This is a genomic window from Promicromonospora sp. Marseille-Q5078 (assembly GCF_050315395.1).
Classification (GTDB): Bacteria; Actinomycetota; Actinomycetes; order Actinomycetales; family Cellulomonadaceae; genus Isoptericola.
In genome coordinates, this window is the sequence record NZ_JBNPQG010000001.1 from 3,544,385 (window position 1) to 3,563,382 (window position 18,998).

Here is an 18,998-nt window from a genome sequence, read left to right on the forward strand (position 1 = left end):
GAAGGTCAGCCCCTCTCGGCGCGCGCGGCCGACGACTCGGCCTTCTGCTCCACCTTCTGGCCCGGCTGCTTCGGCGGCACGGAGGCCTTGCGGAACTCGTCGCGCGGGTCGTGCAGCGAGCCGAGCGACACGATCTCGCGGCCCATGAGGAACTGGCCGACCCAGCCGACCATGATGCGCAGCTTGCGGTTGCCGGTCGGCATCGCCATCACGTGGTAGCCACGGTGCGCGAGCCAGGCGAGCGGGCCGCGCAGCTTGAGGAAGCCGAACAGCTCCGCGACGCCCTTGTACAGGCCGAGGGAGGCGACGACGCCCACGCTCTTGTGGCTGTAGTCCTCGGGCTGCTCGCCCTTGAGGACGGCGATCATGTTGTCGGCGAGCTTGGTCGCCTCGCGGATCGCGTGCTGCGCGTTCGGCGGGCAGAACTGCCCGGGGTTCAGCACGTCCGGCACGGCGGCGCAGTCGCCCGCGGCCCAGGCGTCGGGGACGATCTCGCCGTCCTCCGTGGCCACCTGCAGGGTGGGCTTGACGATGACGCGGCCGAGCTTGTCGAACGGGAGGTCCGACTCCTCCTTGATGACCGGGTGCGCCTTGACGCCCGCGGTCCACACGATGGTCTCGGTGTCGAACTCGACGCCCGTCGAGGTCACGACGTGGCCGTCCACGCAGGACGACAGGAACGTGCTGAGGTGGAACTCGATGCCGCGCTTCTTCATCTCGTCGAGCGCCCACAGGCCCATGGGCTCCGAGACCTCGGGCAGGATGCGGCCCGTGCCCTCGATCATCACGAAGCGCAGGTCCTCGGGCTCGATCGTCGGGTAGTTGCGCGTGGCGTAGCGCGCCATGTCCTCGATCTCGGCGAGCGCCTCGATGCCGGCGAAGCCGCCGCCCACGAAGGTGAACGTGAGCATGCGCTTGCGCGCCTCGGCGTCCCACGTGGAGGACGCGACGTCCATGCGGTTGAGCACGTGGTTGCGGACCGCGATGGCCTCCTCCACGTTCTTGAAGCCGATCGCGTTCTCCGCCAGGCCCGGGATGGGCAGCGTGCGGGAGACCGAGCCGAGGCCGACGACGAGCTGGTCGTAGGAGACCTCGTAGTCCGGCCCCTCCTCGGGGTGGATCGTGACCTTGTGGCCGGCGTGGTCGATGTGGTTGACCTTGCCCTGCAGCACGTCGACGCCCTTGAGGGCCTTGCGGTGCGGCGCCACGACGTCGCGGGCGTCGATCGACCCGGCGCCCGCCTCGGGCAGGAACGGCGCGTACGTCATGTACGGCCGGGGGTCGACGACGACGATCGCCGCGTCCTGCTTGCCGAGCTTGCGGCGCAGTCGTCGCGCCACGTACAGGCCGACGGACCCACCGCCGAGGACGACGATGCGGGGAACCTTACGGGGCCGCGGGGCCGCTGCGGGCGCGTCCTGGGCATGGGTGTCCGTCGACAGAACGTTCTGAGGCATGGTGACCATTCTACGACCGCCTCGGGCACTCGCAGTCGCGGCGTCCACGGTGCGACACCCGGACCCCCGCTCAGGGCCGCGCGAGGGAGAGCGCGATGCCGTCGAGGATGTCGCTCTCGCTGGTCACGACGTCGCGCAGCGTGCCGCCCGCGGCCGCGACGTCGTCCCGGACCCGGGTCACGACCTCCGCCCAGACCAGCGCCCCGGCGCCGATGACGTCCGCACGCCCGGGGTGCATGAAGCCGAGGGCGAGCCGCTCCGCGCGGCTGCGGTGCAGCAGGTCGTCGCACGCGGCCAGCACCCGGTCGACGCCGAGCACGGCGCCGTGCACCGCCTCGCGCCGGTACTCGGGCAGGGCGAGGGCGTGCGCCGTCACCGACGTCACCGAGCCGGCGAGGCCGACGAGCGTCGCGGTCCGGGCGAACGGGACCGTCCGCGCCGCGTGGTCCAGGGCGGCCCGCACGTCGGCGCGGGCGGCCTCCACCTCGGCCGGGGCGGGCGGGTCGGAGTGCAGGTGCCGCTCGGTGAGCCGCACAGACCCGACGTCGAGGGAGAGGGCCGCGTCCGGCGTCGCGGTGCCGAGCACGAGCTCGGTCGACCCGCCGCCGAGGTCCACCACGAGGTACGGGCCGGGGTGCTGGCCGGCGACGCCCGCCGTGGCGCCGCGGAACGACAGCTCCGCCTCCTCGCGGCCGGAGACGACCTCCGGGTCGACGCCGACGGCCGCGCGGACCCCGTCGGCGAACTCCTGCCGGTTGCGCGCGTCCCGCGTGGCCGACGTGGCGACGAAGCGGACCCGCGTGGCCCCCGACCCCGCGATCACCTCGGCGTAGTCGCGCGACGCCTCGAGCGTGCGCGCCAGGGCCTCGGGGGCGAGCTCGCCCGTGCGGTCCACGCCCTGCCCGAGGCGCACGATGCGCAGCTGCCGGTCGACCTCGGTGAGCGTGCCGTCGGGACCGACGTCGGCGACGAGCAGGCGGATGGAGTTGGTCCCGCAGTCGATCGCGGCGACCCGCGTCCCGGTGGCCGGTCCGGACGACGAGGGGGTGGGGCTCTCTGTCACGCGGTCACCCTCTCACCCGGCACCGACCGTGCGCTCCCCGGGCGGGGAGCGTGTGACGAACGCCCGTCAGCGGTCCGTCAGAGGTCCGTCAGCACGAGCAGCGGTCGGGGCGCCACTGGTCGCGGACCGTCGCGAGCGCCTCGTCGCCCAACGGGTTGAAGCCCGGCCCGGCGGCCAGGGCGTGCCCCATGAGCACGTGGACGCACTTGACGCGCGTCGGCATGCCGCCGGCCGAGATGCCCTCGATCTCCTCGACGCGGCCCAGCTCCGCGCGCCGCGCGAGGTAGTGCTCGTGCGCGCGGCGGTAGGCGGCGGCGAGCTCCTCGTCCTCGCCCAGCCGCTCCGTCATCTCCTTCATCACGCCCTGCGCCTCCAGCCGCGACGCGGCGGCGACGGCGCCCGGGTGCGTGAGGTAGTACGTCGTCGGGAACGGCGTGCCGTCGGGCAGCCTGGGCGCGGTGCGCACGACCAGCGGCCGCCCGCACACGCAGCGCGCGGCGATGCCGACGACGCCGCGCGGCTGCCGCCCGAGCTGCTCGGCGAGCACCTCGAGGTCGCGGTCGGTGACGACGGCCGGGTCGGTGCCGGCCGTGTCGTCGGCGGGTGCTGCGGGCTGGTCGGTCACGACGGGTCCTCGGGGCGTTCGCGGGCGGGGGCAGCCCTCATTCTCCCCCGGACCCGGGGGTGCCGCGGTCGCGCCCCGTCACCGCTCGTCTCACCACACCGCTCAGCACTCGGCTCACCACTCCGCGAACGACCCGTCCGCGTGCCGCCACACGGGGTTGCGCCACCGGTGCCCGACGGCGGCGCGCTCGCGCACGTAGTCCTCGTCCACCTCGATGCCGAGGCCGGGCCCGTCCGGGATCTCGACCGAGCCGTCCGCGTAGGCGAAGACCGAGGGGTCGACGACGTAGTCGAGCAGGTCGTTGGAGGTGTTGTAGTGGATCCCGAGGCTCTGCTCCTGGATCACCGCGTTGTACGCGACGGCGTCGAGCTGCAGGCAGGCCGCGAGCGCGATCGGGCCCAGCGGGCAGTGCGGGGCGACGGCGATGTCGTAGGCCTCGGCCATCGCGGCGATCTTGCGCACCTCGGTGATGCCGCCGGCGTGGGACAGGTCGGGCTGGATCACGTCGACGACGCCGGACGTGATGACGTCCTTGAAGTCCCAGCGCGAGTAGAGCCGTTCCCCCAGCGCGATCGGCGTCGTCGAGGCCCGCAGGACGTCCGCGATCCCGTCGACGTGCTCCGAGAGCACCGGCTCCTCGACGAACATGAGGTGGTACGGCTCCAGCGCGTCGAGCAGCACCCGCGCCATCGGCCGGTGCACGCGCCCGTGGAAGTCCACGCCGATCCCGACGTCGGGCCCGACGACCTCCCGGACCGCGGCGACGTTGGCGACGACCTTCTCGACCTTGTCCCGCGTGTCGAGGTACTGCAGCTCCTCGGGGCCGTTCATCTTCACGGCCGAGAAGCCGCGCTCGACGGCCTCCTTCGCGGCCGCGGCGGTCTCCGCGGGCCGGTCCCCGCCGATCCACGAGTAGACCTTGATCCGGTCGCGCAGCCGGCCGCCGAGCAGCTCGTGCACGGGCGCCCCGAGCGCCTTGCCCTTGATGTCCCACAGCGCCTGGTCGATGCCGGCGAGCGCGCTCATGTGGATCCCGCCGCCCCGGTAGAACCCGGAGCGGTACAGCACGGTCCAGTGGTCCTCGATCCGTCGGGGATCCTGGCCGACCAGGTAGTCGGACAGCTCCTCGACGGCGGCCGCCACGCTGGCGGCGCGCCCCTCCAGGGCGGGCTCTCCCCAGCCGACGATCCCCTCGTCGGTCTCGATCTTGAGGAAGAGCCAGCGGGGCGGGACGACGAATGTCGTCAGTGACGTGATCTTCACGGCATCCCTCTCGGCGTCGGTGCTCGGTCAGTGGTGGTGGTCAGTGGTCGGTGGCGCTGTCGGTGTGCGCGGCCCAGACGCGCGCGAGCTCGGCGGCGCGCGCGCCGACCGTGGCGGGCGAGTCCCCCGGGCGGTACAGGGACGTACCGATCCCGGCGCCGTCGGCGCCCGCGCGGGCCCAGTCGCCGAGGGTGGACGCGTCCACCCCGCCGACCGGGACCAGCCGCGTGCCCGCGGGCAGGACGCTCGCCCAGGCGCGCATCCCGGACACCCCGACGGCCTGGCCGGGGAAGATCTTGATCGCCGTGGCCCCGGCGTCGAGCGCGGCGAACGCCTCGGTCGGCGTGGCGGCCCCGGGGAAGCTCTCGAGGCCCAGGCGGACCGCCTCGGCGACGACGTCCGGCCGGGTGTTCGGCGAGACGACGAGCGAGGCGCCGGCGTCGGCGGCGCGGCGCACGTCGTCGGGCGTGAGGACGGTGCCCGCGCCGACGCGCCGGTCCGGGCCGAGGGCGGCGCGGATCCGCCGCACCGACTCGAGCGGGTCGGGCGAGTTGAGCGGCACCTCGACGGCGTCGAGGCCGGCGGCGAGCGCCGCCGTCGCGACCTCGACGGCCTCGTCGGGCGTGACCCCGCGCAGGATGGCGACGAGGCCGGTGGCGTGCTGCGTCATGGCTGGTCCTCCAGGGTCGGTGCCGGGACGGTGCGGGCGGTGGTGGCGGTGCGGGCAGCGGGGGCGACGAGCCCGGCGTCGACGGCGACCCGCCACAGGCCGCGGGCCGCGGCGTCCTCGACGACCGCGCGGGCGGTCGCGCCGTGCCGCTCCAGCGCGCGGCGGTACCGCGCGGCCGTGGCGGCCGACCCGCAGACGGCGACGTCGGCGGCGGGCGTCGCGCGCAGGGCGTGCCGCACCTCGGAGCCCACCAGGAGCCCGGAGAGGTAGTCGGCCACGTCGGGCGGCGCGAGCCGTCCGGCCTGCACCAGCGTGCGCGCCGTGAAGAGCAGCGCGAGCAGCCCGCGGTCGTCGCCGCGCTCGGCCTCGGCGTCGAGCCCGAGGTCGAAGGCGCCCGACGGCGCGGGCCCGGGCTCGCCGTCGGCGAGCCGCGCGAGGATGCTGTCGCGCCGCAGCAGGGCGTAGACCTCCCCCGTCATCGCGGTGGAGAAGCCGGCGACGCGGGGGCCGTCGAGCCGCACCCACTTGGAGTGCGTGCCCGGCAGCACGACGGCCGCGGGCGGGTCGTCACCGGCCACGGCGACCGCGCCGAGCAGCTGGACCTCCTCCCCGCGCATGACGTCCGGGTCCGGTCCCGGCACCCGCAGCCCCGGGACGAGGTGGACGACGCCGCCCGCGACGGCGGGGGCGTCGGCCGTGGCGGGGAGGGGCACGGCGGTGAGGCGGTGCGCGAGCCGGTCGAGGCCTGCCGGCACGTCCACGTACCCGGCCTGCGCCCAGCCGTGGTCGCTGCCCGCCATGCCGGCGCACACCACCGGCAGGCCGGGACGGGCGTCGAGCCAGGGCCCGCACCGCCGGGCGAACGTGCCCGCGAACGCGGCGGCACGCTCCTCGTCGGTGCGCGCGCCCTCGGAGGTGCGCAGGGAGCCGTCGGGCGCGCGGACCTCGTCGAGCACGCGCCCGGCCCCGTCCAGGAGCCAGCCGCGGAACGACGTGGTGCCCCAGTCGAGGGCGACCAGCGCGGCGTCGCGGCGGGGAGCGTCGTCGGCCATGGACGGGACGCTAGGCCGACGCCCCCCCGAAGGGGACACGCTTCCCGATTATCGGGATACCGTCGCGGGATGACGGTCCCCCCGCACGCCGCGACGCCCGCGACCCGACCCGCGACGCGGGCCGTCCCCGTGCCCGAGGGCACGCAGACCCTCGCGCGCGGCCTCGCCGTCGTCGACGCCGTCGCCCGCGGGCACGAGCGACTGCGGGACGTGGTGGCCGAGACCGGCGTCGGGCGCAGCACCACCCACCGGCTGCTGCAGCTCCTGGTGGCCGCCGGCTACCTGCGCCGGCTCGACGACGGCCGGCACGCGCTGGGACCGGCCCTCATCGAGCTGGGCTACCAGGCGCTGCAGGAGAACCCGGTCGCCGCCGTCGCGGCCGCGCCGCTGCAGGCGCTCGCCGCGCGGGTGTCCGACACCGTGCACCTCGCCATCGAGGACCGCGGGCAGGTGCTCTACCTCGACAAGATCCCCGGCGCCCGCGGGGCGCCGATGCGGTCCCGGATCGGGCACCGCATGCCGCTCACGCGCACCGGCATCGGCAAGGCGCTGCTGCTCGACCGCCCGGACCGCTGGCGCGACCGGTTCCTCGCGGAGCGGCGGGTGGGCACCGCCGCCGGCGCCGGGGCGGAGACCGAGGTGCTGACGGCCGACGAGTTCGTCGCCGTCATGGAGGCGTCGGCGCGGCGCGGGGTCGCCTTCGACCTCGAGGAGAACGAGCCGGGCGTGCTGTGCGTCGCCGCGCCCGTGCGCGACGCGTCGGGCGCGATCGCCGCCGCGATCAGCGTGTCCGCGCGCCGTCCTGCCATGCCCCCGGCCCGGGTCGAGGCCCTGGTCCCCGTGGTGCTGGACGCCGCGGCCGGCATCGGCGCCGGGCTCGGGTTCCGACCGGCGGCGCGCTGACGGGCGCCGACGAGCGGGCACGGTCGGGGCAGGTCTCAGTCGAGGCAGAACTCGTTGCCCTCGACGTCCTGCATCGTGATGCAGGACTCCTCCTCGCCGTCGGCGAGCTGCGTGTACAGGTAGACGGCGCCGAGCGGCTCGAGCCGCGCCTGCTCCGCCTGGAGCGCGGCGAGCCGCTCCTCCCCCACGAGGCCGGCGCCCACCCGCACGTCCAGGTGCACGCGGTTCTTGACGACCTTGCCCTCGGGGACGCGCTGAAAGTACAGCCGCGGGCCCTCGCCGGTGGGGTCGACGACCGGCGTCGTCATGCGTCCACCGTAGGCGCGCGGCGCCTGCGGCCGCCGGCTCTTCAGCCTCCGGGCGACGACGGGCTCGGCGTGCTCGCCGGGGCGTCCTTCGCGTCGCCGCCGGTCGTGGCGGCGGGGCCGTCGGCGACCTGCACCGACTCCCACACGGACTGGTACCAGGGCACGCTCGGGCCGGCCGACGTGCCGACCGGGCCGGAGTCGACCGCCTCGCCCGTCACCGGGTCGACGTCGTCCGCCCCCGCCGCGTCGGGGTCGACCACGCGCCACACCTTGTCGGACGGCATGACGAAGCTGAGGCGGGAGCGCGCCTGCTCCTCGACGTAGGAGCGGTCGTCCCAGCGCCCGAGCTCCACCTCCAGGCGGTCCCGCTCGGCCTGGTTCTGCGCCAGCTCCGTGCGCAGCCGGTCCAGCTCGTGGGACTGCTGCACCGCGCCCCGCACCGTGGGCAGCAGCAGCACGACGGCCAGCAGCACCACCACGGACAGCACGATGAGCCGGACGGTGAGCACCTCCGGCAGCACCAGCCCGTAGCGGCTGCGGCGCCGGTCCTCGCGCGCCGGCCCCGCCGGACGTCGCGACCCGCGCCGTCCGCCGGACGCCGTGCCGGACGCCGTGCCCGACGACTTCCGCGGCGCCTTTCCTGGCGTCGTCCCCTTCGACGAGGACTTCGCCCCCGTCGTCCCCTTGCTCGCGCCGGCCGTCTTGGACCCCTTTGACGCCGACGCCTTCGTGCCCTGCGCGCCGGACCGCGGGCGGGCGGACGAGGGCGCGCCGACCGAGCCGTTCGCGGTCGTCGTGGGTCGCGCGGAGCCGCTCCGCGCGCCCGAGGGCCGCGACGCCGGGCGGCGTGCGGAGGGCGAGGTCGGGCGACGAGCAGGCACGCCCCGATTCTGCCGATCCGCACCGCCCGGGCCCGGGACCGTCGTCGGCGCGCCCGCGAGGCGGACCCGCGCACGACCGCGAGGTAGTCCGGAATGCCGCGAGGTAGTTCCATTCCCGCCGAGGTAGTTCGAAACCTCGCGAGGTAGTTCCCGTGCCGGCGAGGTAGTTCACGATCCCGCGAAGTAGTCCGGATTGGGGAACTACCTCGCCAGGTTTCGAACTACCTCGCGGGGATTTGAACTACCTCGCGGGACGACGACGGCCGGCCGCCCGCGAGGGGCGACCGGCCGTCGTCGAGCGGCGTTCCGGGGCGTCAGCCCTGGAAGCGCGGGAACGCGGAACGACCGGCGTAGCGGCCGGCGTCGTCCAGCGCCTCCTCGATGCGCAGGAGCTGGTTGTACTTGTTGATGCGCTCGCCGCGGGCCGGGGCACCGGTCTTGATCTGGCCGGCGTTGGTCGCCACGGACAGGTCGGCGATCGTGGTGTCCTCGGTCTCGCCGGAGCGGTGCGAGGTCATCGTGGTGAAGCCGTTGCGCTGCGCGAGCGTGACGGCGTCGAGCGTCTCGGTGAGCGTGCCGATCTGGTTGAGCTTGACCAGCAGCGAGTTCGCCGACTTCTCCTGGATGCCACGGGCGAGGCGCTCCGGGTTGGTGACGAACAGGTCGTCGCCGACGACCTGGACCTTGTCGCCGACCTCGGACACGAACTGCGTCCAGGCGCCCCACTCGTCCTCGGACAGCGGGTCCTCGATGGACACGATCGGGTAGTTCGCGACCATGCTCTCGTAGAGCTTGATCATGTCCTCGGTCGAGTGCACCTCGCCGTTCTTGAAGTGGTACGCGCCGTCCTTGAAGAACTCGGTGGCAGCGACGTCCATCGCGATGGCGATGTCGGAGCCCGGCGCGAAGCCGGCCTTCTCGATCGCCTCGACGATGAGGTCGAGCGCCGCGACGTTCGACGGCAGGTCGGGGGCGAAGCCGCCCTCGTCGCCGAGGCCGGTGGAGAAGCCCTTGGACTTCAGCACGCTCTTGAGCGCGTGGTAGACCTCAGCGCCGTTGCGCAGCGCCTCCTTGAAGGTCGGCGCGCCGATCGGCGCGATCATGAACTCCTGGAAGTCCACGGTCGAGTCCGCGTGCGAGCCGCCGTTGACGATGTTCATCATCGGGACCGGCAGCACGTGCGCGTTGGGGCCGCCGACGTAGCGGAAGAGGTCGAGGCCGGCCGACTTGGCGGCGGCCTTCGCGACGGCGAGCGAGACGCCGAGGATCGCGTTGGCGCCGAGCTTGCCCTTGTTCGGGGTGCCGTCCAGCTCGATGAGGGTCTGGTCGATGATGCGCTGCTCCTCGGCGTCGTAGCCGATGAGCTCGGGGGCGATGTCGTCGATGACGGCGTTGACCGCGCCCTCGACGCCCTTGCCCAGGTAGCGCCCCTTGTCGCCGTCACGACGCTCGACCGCCTCGAAGGCGCCGGTCGAGGCGCCCGACGGGACCGCCGCACGGGCGAACGTGCCGTCGTCCAGCGCGATCTCCACCTCGACGGTGGGGTTGCCGCGCGAGTCGAGGATCTCGCGTGCTCCAACGGCTTCGATGCTTGCCACGGGCTGCTCCTTCAGACGGGGCTCGCGGGCGACCGCGCGGCAAGGCCCAGGCAGGGGTGCCCGGGGCCGCTGACGCCCGCGACGGTGCTGGGTTGACGCCCCCAGCCTAGACCGGCACCCGCCGGGCAGCGTCCGCGACCACGGACCGGGCCGGCTCCCCCGCTAGCGTGGGCACCGTGGACGGCTTCTGGGACTTCCTCGGTTCCTACTGGTGGTTGGTCTTCCCGCTGAGCGGCATCGTCGGCGGCTGGATCCGCGGCGCCCAGGTGTGGGACGAGCGCCGCCGCCGGGACAAGATCGAGATGTACAAGATCAAGCACGGCGGGGCGGCGCCCACGGCCGGTTCCACCTCGACCCCGGCGTCGGATCGCTCGCTGGCCTCCGACGTCGCCCGGACGATCGCCACGCACGACGAGACCGAGCGCCGGTGGCTCGACTACGAGCTCGACGCCGTCAAGACGCTCGAGTTCCCGGTCATGACGGACATGCGCGAGCAGGTCACCGTCGACTTCCACCGCGCGCGGCGCGACGCCGAGGAGCTCCGCCCGAAGGACCCGGCCGAGATCGAGGACCGCGCACAGCTCGACCGGTACCGCGAGGCGGTCCGCGAGTACCAGGTCCGGTTCGACGTCGCCGAGCGGGAGGCGAAGCGCCGCCGCGCCTCCGACTTCTCCCCCGAGGAGCGCCGCGCGCTGGACCGGGCCAAGACGCTGCTCGCCCTGGCCGACGACGAGGGCGCCGGCCGGGTCGAGCGGCAGTCCGCGTACCGTCGCGCGGTCAAGGAGCTGGAGGGCATCGTCGCGCTGCCCGACGCCGCCACGGACGCCATCGAGCAGCGCATCGCCGGACTGCTCGGGCGGCCGCCCGGTCACGAGGCCGACAGCCCCGACACCCGGCCGTGACCCGGTCATGACCGTGCGGCCCGGCGGACACGGCGAGGCGGCGGCCGACCACCCGGGTGCCCGGACGGCCTGACCGCCACCTCGCCGACAGCAGCCCGAGGGTCAGGCCAGCGGCGTCAACGGAGCGCCGTCGCGCCGCCCGATGTGCTCCGGACGCGGTGCGGGGGCCGCGAACGGCTCCGTGAGGGCGTTCTCGACGCTGTTGAACACCAGGAAGATGTTCGAGCGCGGGAACGGCGTGATGTTGTTCCCCGAGCCGTGCATGATGTTGCAGTCGAACCACAGGGCCGAGCCGGCCGAACCGGTGAACTGGTCGACGCCGTGCCGGTGCGCCAGCTCGGTGATGGCTTCCTCGGAGGGGACGCCGATCTTCTGCTCCTGCAGCGAGGCCTCGTGATAGTTCTCCGGCGTCTCCCCCACGCACGGCACGTACGTGCGGTGCGACCCGGGCATCACCATGAGGCCGCCGTTGTACGGGTAGTTCGCCGTGAGCGCGATCGAGCAGCTCACGGCGCGCGGCGCCGGCATGCCGTCCTCGGCGTGCCACGTCTCGAAGTCGGAGTGCCAGTAGAACCCGCTGCCCTTGTACCCCGGCATGTAGTTGACCCGGGACTGGTGCAGGTAGACGTCCGAGCCCAGCAGCTGGCGGGCACGGTCGAGCAGCCGCGGGTCCCGGCTGAGGGCGTCGATCGCCCGGCTCAGCTCCGTCACCTCGAAGACGGAACGCACCTCGCCGGAGGACTTCTCCGTGACGAGGCGCGGGTCGTCGGCGAGTGCGCGGTCCGTGGCGAGCCGGTCCAGCTCCGCCGTGAAGCCGGCGACCTCCTCGGGGGTGATGAAGTCCTCGACGACGGTGAACCCGCGCGCGGCGTGGGCCTCCAGCTCGGGCTCCTCGAACGGGCCGTCCGCGGGGCTGCCCCACACGGTGGGATGGCGGCGTGCGATCGTCGCCCCTGCCTCGCTGAGGCGGGTCGGGAAGACGTCGGTGGTCGTGCCGAAGGTCGTCTCGGTGGTCGCGGTCATGTCTCCTCCGCTCTCCCGGGCGGACCCGGGGTCGTGGTGTCGTCATGGTCGCTGCGGGCGCACCCGTCGACGGCGAGGTCGTCGCCGAGCCGCCACAGCTGGTTGTCCCAGCCCCGGGCGCCCAGCCGCACCGGCAGGTCGGCGAGGTCGGGGTGCTGCTCGCGCAGCAGATCCCGGACGAGGTCGGCGGTGATCTCGGTGTCGGTGGTGGCCACGACGCGTCAGGGTAGCGGCGCCGCCGCCTCGGGCGCGTCGGGGGCCGCGGCGTCGGGCCGCGGCGGCCGCGCCACCAGCTCGAGGACGGCGATGACCAGGCCCGCCACCACGGCGGTGCCCACGACGAGCGCCGGTGTCGGGCTGCCCGCGAGCAGCAGCACGAGGACGGCGACGCCGATCACGGCCACGCGGACGACCGTGCGGTAACGGCCGAGCCAGTCGCCCACCGGGCCGGTCGAGACGCCCCGGCCCTCGCCGTAGTCGCGCAGCGTGGCGAACCCGCGCTGGGTACCCTTCCGCAGGGACCGCGCCGACGCGCTGCCACCGCCCAGGTACGCGACGAGCGCCACCACGAGGCCGAGCACGCCGATGGTCCGCAGCGTGATCCGCAGGAACGACAGGACCTGGTCGAACAGCACCTCGGCGGCGTCGAGGCGCAGCACCACGTCGCTGAGGGCGTTCAGGTAGAGCCCGCGCGCGATCGCCAGCGCGATCGCGAGCAGCACCATGCCGGCCGCGAGCGCCAGCCCCGCGACCACCAGCGCACGCGTCTTGCGCCGCGCCACGAGCACGCCCGCCGCCAGCAGGCCCAGGGAGAGCCACGGCAGCCACGTGCCCAGCGCCACGACCTGCGCGTACCGGTTCTGCACCTGCACCAGCTGCGAGGTCTGCATCAGGGTGAAGGTGGCGTTCACCTCCGGGATCCGCGCCGCGATGCCCAGCCCCCGGTCGACCAACCGCTGCTTGAGCAGGTCGATCATGCCGGAGAGCTGGATGGTGAGCTGGCCGTCCTGGCCGATCTGCAGCAGCTCGCCGCCCTGGCCCTCCATCGTCGCGACGAGCTGCTGGTGCGCCGTCCGGTTGGCCTGCACCCAGGCGTCCTCGAACGCGTCGCTCTGCACGACGTTGTCGGCCGCGCGGCGGACGAACGACTCGACGCCGCTGGTCAGAGGCCCCTTGAGCTGCGTCAGCGCGTCGGTCGCGCGCGGCCCGACCCCCCGCTCCTCGAGCCCGCCGACCACCGTGCCCACGATGGCGTCCACGTCGATCTGTTCCATCACGACGTCGGTGAGCCGGCCCGCGACGGCGCCCTGGACCGCGGGGTCCGAGGCGAGCGGACCGACGGTCGCGACGTACCGGTCGGAGTCGGTCAGCGTGCGCTCCGCCCACGCCGAGATCACCGCCACGGGCGCCAGCAGCGCGCCGAGGACGATGAGCACGACGGCCGCTGCGGCGCGACCGCGGTGGCGCCGTTCCCGGGGCGCGGTGGTCGGCGGTGCCGCGGCCACGACGACCGGCTGCCCCTCGCCGGCCGCCAGTCGCGCCCGCAGCTCCGCGTTCTCGCGCTCCAGCGCCGCCAGGCGCGCGGCCGCGTCCGTCGCCCCCGCCCCGTCGTCGGTCGTGCCGCTCATCGCGTCCTCCGTCGTCGCCCGCGTCAGGTCGCCGCGCCCGCGCACGGCCGGGCCCCGTCACGGCGCCCTCCGGCTCATGCTAGGGACGCGCGCCCGTCCCCACCTGCTGAAACGGAGGTGAACCCGGCGGGACGACGTCCGGGCGATCAGTCCGGGCCGTCCGGCGAGTCGACCCTGCATGACGACCGCACCCCCTGGCTCCGCCTCCCTGCCCGGCCCCGCCCACCTGCCCGACCTGGCCCGCACGCTCGTCGCGGAGCCCCACGTGGCCCACCTCGCGACGCTGCTGCCCGACGGGTCCCCGCACAGCGTGCCGCTCTGGGTCGCGTGGGAGGGCGACCGGCTCGCGTTCCTCACGAGCCTGCGCTCGCAGAAGGCGCGCAACGTGGACCGCGACCCGCGGGTCGCCGTCTCGGTGTCGCACACCGAGCGGCCGTGGGAGATGGCGATGCTGCGCGGCCGCGTGGACCGCGTGCTGATGGGCGACACCGGCTGGGCCGTCGTCGACCGGATCGCCCGCGTGTACACGGGCGCCGACTACCCGCGCGGCGAGGAGCGCATCGCTTTCCTCGTCGAGGTCGAGCGCGCGTCCGCGATGTCGTTCGGCTGACGGCCCGCGGCGCGCCCGACCGGGACCGTCAGCGCGCCGCGGTGCCGACGCTCGCGGCGGCGGAGACCTCCCCCACGACCACGGCGTCAATGAGCTGCCGCGCCCACGTGAGCACCTCGGACCCGCGCAGCGGGCGGCCGCCGATGCGCGCCGTCGTCGGGAAGGGCACGAGGAACGCGCGGATGGCGGGCTTGAGGATCGTGCCCGGGTACAGCCGCTTGAGCCGCAGCTGCGCCGACTCGGCGAGGTCCACCGGCGCGAACCGGATGAACTTGCCCTGCGCGGTGACGTCCGAGAGCCCGGCGCGGCGGGCGTGGTTGCGGAAGTCCGCCACGTCGAACAGCGCGGAGGCGACGTCGGGCAGGGTGCCGTAGCGGTCGACCAGCTCGGCGCGCACCTCGGCGAGCGCCGCGGCGTCCTGCGCGGCAGCGATCTTCTTGTACGCCTCGAGGCGCAGCCGCTCGGTCGCGATGTACGACTCCGGCAGGTGCGCGTCCACGGGCAGCTCGATGGTGACCTCGGGCTGCTCCTCCTCGCGCTCGCCGCGGAACGCCGCGACCGCCTCGCCCACCATGCGCACGTACAGGTCGAAGCCGACGCCCGCGATGTGCCCCGACTGCTCGCCGCCGAGCAGGTTGCCGGCGCCGCGAATCTCGAGGTCCTTCATCGCGATCTGCATGCCGGCGCCCAGGTCGGTGTGCGCCGCCATCGTCGCGAGCCGGTCGTGCGCGGTGTCGGTGAGCGGGCGCTCCGGCGGGTACAGGAAGTACGCGTACGCGCGCTCGCGGCCACGGCCCACGCGGCCGCGCAGCTGGTGCAGCTGGGACAGGCCGAGCACGTCCGCCCGCTCCAGGATCAGGGTGTTGGCGTTGGAGATGTCCAGGCCGGTCTCGATGATCGTGGTGCAGACCAGCACGTCCAGCTCCTTCTCCCAGAAGGCGCGGATCACCTGGTCGAGCTGGTGCTCGCTCATCTTGCCGTGCGCCACGCCGATGCGGGCCTCGGGCACGAGCTCGGCCAGACGGGACGCCGTCTTCTGGATCGTCTCCACCTTGTTGTGCACGTAGAAGACCTGGCCCTCGCGCAGCAGCTCGCGGCGCAGCGCCGCGGAGATCTGCTTCTCCTCGTACGCGCCCACGTAGGTGAGGACGGGGTGGCGCTCCTCCGGCGGCGTGGCGAGCGTCGACATCTCGCGGATGCCCGTGACCGCCATCTCCAGCGTGCGCGGGATCGGCGTGGCCGACATCGCGAGCACGTCCACGTTGGTGCGCAGCTGCTTGAGCGTCTCCTTGTGCTCGACGCCGAACCGCTGCTCCTCGTCGACGATCACCAGGCCGAGGTCCTTGAACCGCACCGACCCGGTAAGGAGGCGGTGCGTGCCGATGACGATGTCGACCGTGCCCTTGCCGAGCCCCTCGACCGTCTCGGCCGACTCCTTGTCGCTCTGGAACCGGGACAGCGCGCGCACCGTCACCGGGAACCCGGCGTACCGCTCGGAGAACGTGTCGAAATGCTGCTGCACCAGCAGCGTCGTCGGGACGAGGACGGCCACCTGCTTGCCGTCCTGCACCGCCTTGAACGCGGCGCGGATGGCGATCTCCGTCTTGCCGTAGCCGACGTCGCCGCAGACCAGGCGGTCCATCGGCACGGCCTTCTCCATGTCGGCCTTGACCTCGTCGATCGTCACGAGCTGGTCGGGCGTCTCGACGTACGCGAACGCGTCCTCGAGCTCGCGCTGCCACGGGGTGTCCGGCCCGAAGGAGTGGCCCTGGGTGGCCATGCGCGCCGAGTACAGGTGGATGAGCTCGCCCGCGATCTCCCGCACGTGCTTGCGGGCGCGTGCCTTGGTGTTCTTCCAGTCCGCGCCGCCCATCTTGGACAGCGACGGCGACTCCCCGCCCGTGTACTTCGTGACCTGGTCGAGCTGGTCCATCGGCACGAACAGCCGGTCGCCCGGCTGCCCCCGCTTCGACGACGCGTACTCGATGACCAGGTACTCGCGCGTCGCCGCGTTCGCCCCCGCGCCCAGCGTGCGCTGGACCATCTCGACGAACCGGCCCACGCCGTGCTGCTCGTGCACCACGAAGTCGCCGCCGCGCAGCTGCAGCGGGTCGACGACGTTGCGCCGCCGGCTCGGCATCTTGCGCATGTCGCGGGTCGTCGAGCCCTGGCGGCCCGTGAGGTCGGACTCGCTGAACACGGCGAGCTGCAGGTCGGAGGCGACGAAGCCCTTGCCCACCAGGGCGGGCGCGACCAGCACGACGCCGCCCTCCGGCTCCTCGCCGAGCTCCGCGACCATCCGCGCCGCGGTATCCACGGCCGACAGCTGCTCGACCATGCGCTTGGCCGGGCCGTGGCCCTCCGTGGTGAGCACCAGGCGCCAGCCCGCGCGCTGCAGCGTCTGCACGTCGTCCAGGGCGCGCTGCATGTCGCCGCGGTACGACTCGACGTCGCGTGCGCCGACGGTGAAGGTCGTGACGCCGTCGACCTCGGAGGTCGGGGCGACCGCGGCGTCCGCCGCGGCGTCGGACTCGCCCGTCGTGGGCGCGTCGAGGCCGAACGACGACAGGGTCCACCAGCCCAGGCCGCGGCGGGCCGCGACGTCGCGCACCTCGGAGAACGTCTCGAACGACGCGGCCGACAGGTCGATCGGGGCGGCGCCGCCCGCGACGGCGCCCGTCCACGCGGCGGCGAGGAACTCCTCGGTCGTGGCGACGAGGTCGTGCGCGCGCCTCCGCACGCGCTCGGGCTCGTCGATCACGAGCAGCGCGTCGTCGGGCACGAGCTCCAGCACCGGCACCATGCGGTCCACGAGCACCGGCGCGAGCGACTCCATCCCCTCGACGGCGACGCCGGCGGCGAGGCGGTCGAGCATCTCGATCGCGCCGGGCAGGCGCTCGACGAGCCCGGCCGCGCGCTCGCGCACGGCGTCGGTCAGCAGGATCTCGCGGCACGGCGGCGCCCACAGGCCCTGCTCGGCGATCTCCAGCGAGCGCTGGTCCGCGACGGAGAACCAGCGGACCTCCGTCACCTCGTCGCCCCAGAACTCGAGCCGCAGCGGGTGGTCCTCCGTGGGAGGGAAGACGTCGAGGATGCCGCCGCGCACCGCGAACTCGCCGCGGCGCTCCACCATGTCCACGCGCGTGTACGCGGCGGCGACGAGGCGGTCGCCCACCTCGGTGAGGTCGGCGGTGCCGCCCGTGTGCAGCTCCACGGGCTCCAGCTCGCCGAGCCCGTCCACCACCGGCTGCAGCAGCGCCCGCGCGGGCATCACGAGCAGCCGGATGGGGCCGGTCAGCCCCGGCTCGGGCGCCGGGTGGGCCAGCCGGCGGAACACGGCGAGCCGCTTGGCCACCGTGTCCGCGCGGGGCGACAGCCGCTCGTGCGGCAGCGTCTCCCAGGAGGGCAGGACGGCCACGTCGTCGGCGCGGTGGTCGGGCAGGTAGGCGCGCACGGACGCGGCGAGCTCGTCGGCCTCGCGCCCCGTCGCGGTGACGACGACGAGCGGGCGCCGCTCGGCCGCCGCCGCCAGCAGCGGCGCGCGAACGCCCACCGGCCCGACGACGTCGGCGAACCCGCGCACGCGCACGTGCTCGAGCGCGGCGGCGGCTCCGGGGTCGGCGAGGAGGGCGGGGACGATGCCGGTGAGGTTCATGCGGGTCCTTCGGACGGGGTCTGCGGCGCGGCGAGGTCGGGGCGGGCACGACGACAGGCCCAGCTCTCCCCGGGACGCACGGGGCTCCGGTGGGTCGTGACGTGAGCGTCGTGACCCGGGAGCCGTGCGACCGGCGGGGTGCCGGGCGTGCCGCACCAGACTACGCCGACCCTCCGACGCCCTCCCGTACAAGCCGCGAGGTAGTCCGAGACGCGCCGAGGTAGTCCAGATCCCCGCGAGGTAGTTCGAGACACCTCTCGGCCGAACTACCTCGCGGGGATCTGAACTACCTCGCGGGCATTCGGACTACCTCGCGGGGATCTGGACTACCTCGCGGTCAGCCGCCGGAGGGGAGCTGGTCGAGCAGGTCCTGGGGCAGCTGGTCCTTCACGCCGTCCGGGAGGCTGCCCAGCAGGTCGTCGCAGGCCGCCGCGTCGCCGGCCTGGCACTCGCCGCCGAGGTTCTGCAGCTCGTCGGCCTGGCCCAGCGTGCCCGCGAGGTCCTGCAGGTCACCGAAGGACAGGTCGCCGGTGACCCCGCCGAGCAGCAGGTCCGGCACGGACAGGTCGGTCTGGGTGAGGTCCTCGGCCTGCGCCAGCCCGGCCTCGATGTCGTCGCCGTAGGTGTTCCAGGCCCAGATGCCCGCGATCACGACAAGGGCCGTGAACACCACCTGGATCGACCCGAACGTCACGCCGGTGGCGGCCATGCCCCGGCCGCCCGTGCCGCGCCGGCGGGTGCGGTCCAGGCCCACGCCGCCGAGGATGATCGCGAGGACGCCGAGCAGCGGCACGACGAACCCGAAGATCCCGGTGATCAGGGCCGCCACCGCCGTCGGCTCCGTCCCGCCGCGCGACCCCGGGGCCTGCCTGCCCGTCCCCGCCGGCTGCCCGCCGTGACCGGGCGCGTGCCGCGGAGCGGCGGACGGCGAGGAGTCCCACGACTGCGGCACCGCGGCCCGCGGCGCCGACTCGTACGGGGCGGCCGCGTGCGGTGCGGGCGCACCGGCGGCGGGCGCCGCCGCCAGGCGGGTGGACGACGGGGCGGGCGCCGGCGGGGGGCCCGGCCCGGCGACCGACCCGGCGACGAGTCCCTGCGGGAGCGCGGCGGCGGCCCCGGTGTCGCCCTGCGGAGACTGCTCCCACGTGGCCGGCAGCACCGCCGTGCCGTCCTCCCGCGGCGGGAATACCTGGGTGGGGCGTGCGTCGTGGGGGTCGTACCCCTGGGGGTGGCTCATGGTCCTCCTGGTCGGCGTGCGTCCCGGACGGCCCGGCGCGCCGTCCGAGCCGCGATGCTACCGACCCGGGGCCGACGGGCGACAGGCCTCGACGGCGTCTTCGCCGGACCCGCACATCCCCGC

Annotated in this window: 17 protein-coding genes; 3 read left to right on the plus strand and 14 right to left on the minus strand. The window is 74.5% G+C overall.

What is annotated here, in order from left to right:
• Positions 1-5: 5 nt before the first annotated feature.
• The 6 genes from ACQFYA_RS16345 to ACQFYA_RS16370 all read right to left on the minus strand — a co-directional run bounded on the left by ACQFYA_RS16345 (position 6) and on the right by ACQFYA_RS16370 (position 6,130).
• Positions 6-1,457, minus strand: a complete 1,452-nt coding sequence (locus tag ACQFYA_RS16345; protein ID WP_499125900.1) for an NAD(P)/FAD-dependent oxidoreductase — start codon at positions 1,455-1,457, stop codon at positions 6-8.
• Positions 1,458-1,527: 70 nt separating this feature from the next.
• The gene (locus ACQFYA_RS16350) at positions 1,528-2,520 is read right to left on the minus strand and encodes a Ppx/GppA phosphatase family protein (RefSeq protein WP_499125901.1); all 993 of its coding nucleotides are present in this window, start codon (positions 2,518-2,520) and stop codon (positions 1,528-1,530) included.
• A gap of 88 nt (positions 2,521-2,608) precedes the next feature.
• Positions 2,609-3,145, minus strand: a complete 537-nt coding sequence (locus ACQFYA_RS16355) for a DUF501 domain-containing protein (protein WP_499125903.1) — start codon at positions 3,143-3,145, stop codon at positions 2,609-2,611.
• A 114-nt stretch (positions 3,146-3,259) separates the two neighbouring features.
• Entirely contained in the window at positions 3,260-4,408 is a 1,149-nt protein-coding gene (gene dgoD, locus ACQFYA_RS16360; RefSeq protein ID WP_499125905.1) for a galactonate dehydratase, read from the minus strand.
• Positions 4,409-4,448: 40 nt separating this feature from the next.
• On the minus strand, positions 4,449-5,078 hold the full coding sequence (locus ACQFYA_RS16365) for a 2-dehydro-3-deoxy-6-phosphogalactonate aldolase (protein ID WP_499125906.1): 630 nt from the start codon (positions 5,076-5,078) through the stop codon (positions 4,449-4,451).
• The gene (locus ACQFYA_RS16370; RefSeq protein ID WP_499125907.1) at positions 5,075-6,130 is read right to left on the minus strand and encodes a 2-dehydro-3-deoxygalactonokinase; all 1,056 of its coding nucleotides are present in this window, start codon (positions 6,128-6,130) and stop codon (positions 5,075-5,077) included. Before ACQFYA_RS16370 ends, ACQFYA_RS16365 begins: the two co-directional genes overlap by 4 nt.
• Positions 6,131-6,199: 69 nt before the next feature.
• Between ACQFYA_RS16370 and ACQFYA_RS16375 the strand changes: the two genes are divergently transcribed.
• Positions 6,200-7,033, plus strand: a complete 834-nt coding sequence (locus tag ACQFYA_RS16375; protein ID WP_499125909.1) for an IclR family transcriptional regulator — start codon at positions 6,200-6,202, stop codon at positions 7,031-7,033.
• A 35-nt stretch (positions 7,034-7,068) separates the two neighbouring features.
• Here ACQFYA_RS16375 and ACQFYA_RS16380 read toward each other — a convergent pair whose 3' ends face one another.
• The 3 genes from ACQFYA_RS16380 to eno form a co-directional block, all read right to left on the minus strand.
• Positions 7,069-7,341, minus strand: coding sequence for a VOC family protein (locus tag ACQFYA_RS16380; RefSeq protein WP_499125911.1), 273 nt, complete (start codon positions 7,339-7,341; stop codon positions 7,069-7,071).
• A 41-nt stretch (positions 7,342-7,382) separates the two neighbouring features.
• Entirely contained in the window at positions 7,383-8,222 is an 840-nt protein-coding gene (locus tag ACQFYA_RS16385) for an FtsB family cell division protein (protein WP_499125913.1), read from the minus strand.
• Between the two features lie 314 nt (positions 8,223-8,536).
• On the minus strand, positions 8,537-9,820 hold the full coding sequence (gene eno, locus ACQFYA_RS16390; RefSeq protein WP_499125914.1) for a phosphopyruvate hydratase: 1,284 nt from the start codon (positions 9,818-9,820) through the stop codon (positions 8,537-8,539).
• 176 nt (positions 9,821-9,996) lie between these two features.
• On the opposite strand from eno, the gene ACQFYA_RS16395 reads away from it, so the two are divergent.
• Positions 9,997-10,722, plus strand: coding sequence for a hypothetical protein (locus ACQFYA_RS16395; protein WP_499125916.1), 726 nt, complete (start codon positions 9,997-9,999; stop codon positions 10,720-10,722).
• 102 nt (positions 10,723-10,824) lie between these two features.
• Here the strand turns inward: ACQFYA_RS16395 and thpD are convergent, their stop codons facing one another.
• Genes thpD through ACQFYA_RS16410 form a run of 3 tightly spaced genes read right to left on the minus strand, consistent with a single transcriptional unit; the run spans position 10,825 to position 13,373 of the window.
• Positions 10,825-11,745 carry an ectoine hydroxylase gene (thpD, locus tag ACQFYA_RS16400; RefSeq protein WP_499125918.1) on the minus strand — a complete coding sequence of 307 codons (921 nt, stop codon included), beginning with the start codon at positions 11,743-11,745 and terminating at the stop codon, positions 10,825-10,827.
• Positions 11,742-11,960, minus strand: a complete 219-nt coding sequence (locus ACQFYA_RS16405; protein WP_499125920.1) for a hypothetical protein — start codon at positions 11,958-11,960, stop codon at positions 11,742-11,744. Before ACQFYA_RS16405 ends, thpD begins: the two co-directional genes overlap by 4 nt.
• A gap of 6 nt (positions 11,961-11,966) precedes the next feature.
• Complete coding sequence (locus tag ACQFYA_RS16410; protein WP_499125922.1) at positions 11,967-13,373, minus strand: hypothetical protein; 1,407 nt, start codon at positions 13,371-13,373, stop codon at positions 11,967-11,969.
• 178 nt (positions 13,374-13,551) lie between these two features.
• Between ACQFYA_RS16410 and ACQFYA_RS16415 the strand changes: the two genes are divergently transcribed.
• The gene (locus ACQFYA_RS16415; protein ID WP_499125924.1) at positions 13,552-13,983 is read left to right on the plus strand and encodes a PPOX class F420-dependent oxidoreductase; all 432 of its coding nucleotides are present in this window, start codon (positions 13,552-13,554) and stop codon (positions 13,981-13,983) included.
• 28 nt (positions 13,984-14,011) lie between these two features.
• Here the strand turns inward: ACQFYA_RS16415 and mfd are convergent, their stop codons facing one another.
• A complete protein-coding gene (gene mfd, locus ACQFYA_RS16420; protein ID WP_499125926.1) occupies positions 14,012-17,638 on the minus strand; it encodes a transcription-repair coupling factor in 3,627 nt (1,208 codons plus the stop codon).
• Positions 17,639-17,975: 337 nt separating this feature from the next.
• A complete protein-coding gene (locus ACQFYA_RS16425) occupies positions 17,976-18,875 on the minus strand; it encodes a DUF4190 domain-containing protein (protein ID WP_499125928.1) in 900 nt (299 codons plus the stop codon).
• Positions 18,876-18,998: the final 123 nt, after the last annotated feature.

What these genes read in the sequence shown, in the direction of transcription:
- ACQFYA_RS16345 (WP_499125900.1), bottom strand. Translation starts at nt 1,457, where the DNA reads ATGCCTCAGAACGTTCTGTCGACGGACACCCATGCCCAGGACGCGCCC.
- ACQFYA_RS16365 (WP_499125906.1), bottom strand. Translation starts at nt 5,078, where the DNA reads ATGACGCAGCACGCCACCGGCCTCGTCGCCATCCTGCGCGGGGTCACG.
- ACQFYA_RS16370 (WP_499125907.1), bottom strand. Translation starts at nt 6,130, where the DNA reads ATGGCCGACGACGCTCCCCGCCGCGACGCCGCGCTGGTCGCCCTCGAC.
- ACQFYA_RS16375 (WP_499125909.1), top strand. Translation starts at nt 6,200, where the DNA reads ATGACGGTCCCCCCGCACGCCGCGACGCCCGCGACCCGACCCGCGACG.
- ACQFYA_RS16380 (WP_499125911.1), bottom strand. Translation starts at nt 7,341, where the DNA reads ATGACGACGCCGGTCGTCGACCCCACCGGCGAGGGCCCGCGGCTGTAC.
- thpD (WP_499125918.1), bottom strand. Translation starts at nt 11,745, where the DNA reads ATGACCGCGACCACCGAGACGACCTTCGGCACGACCACCGACGTCTTC.
- ACQFYA_RS16410 (WP_499125922.1), bottom strand. Translation starts at nt 13,373, where the DNA reads ATGAGCGGCACGACCGACGACGGGGCGGGGGCGACGGACGCGGCCGCG.
- ACQFYA_RS16415 (WP_499125924.1), top strand. Translation starts at nt 13,552, where the DNA reads ATGACGACCGCACCCCCTGGCTCCGCCTCCCTGCCCGGCCCCGCCCAC.
- mfd (WP_499125926.1), bottom strand. Translation starts at nt 17,638, where the DNA reads ATGAACCTCACCGGCATCGTCCCCGCCCTCCTCGCCGACCCCGGAGCC.
- ACQFYA_RS16425 (WP_499125928.1), bottom strand. Translation starts at nt 18,875, where the DNA reads ATGAGCCACCCCCAGGGGTACGACCCCCACGACGCACGCCCCACCCAG.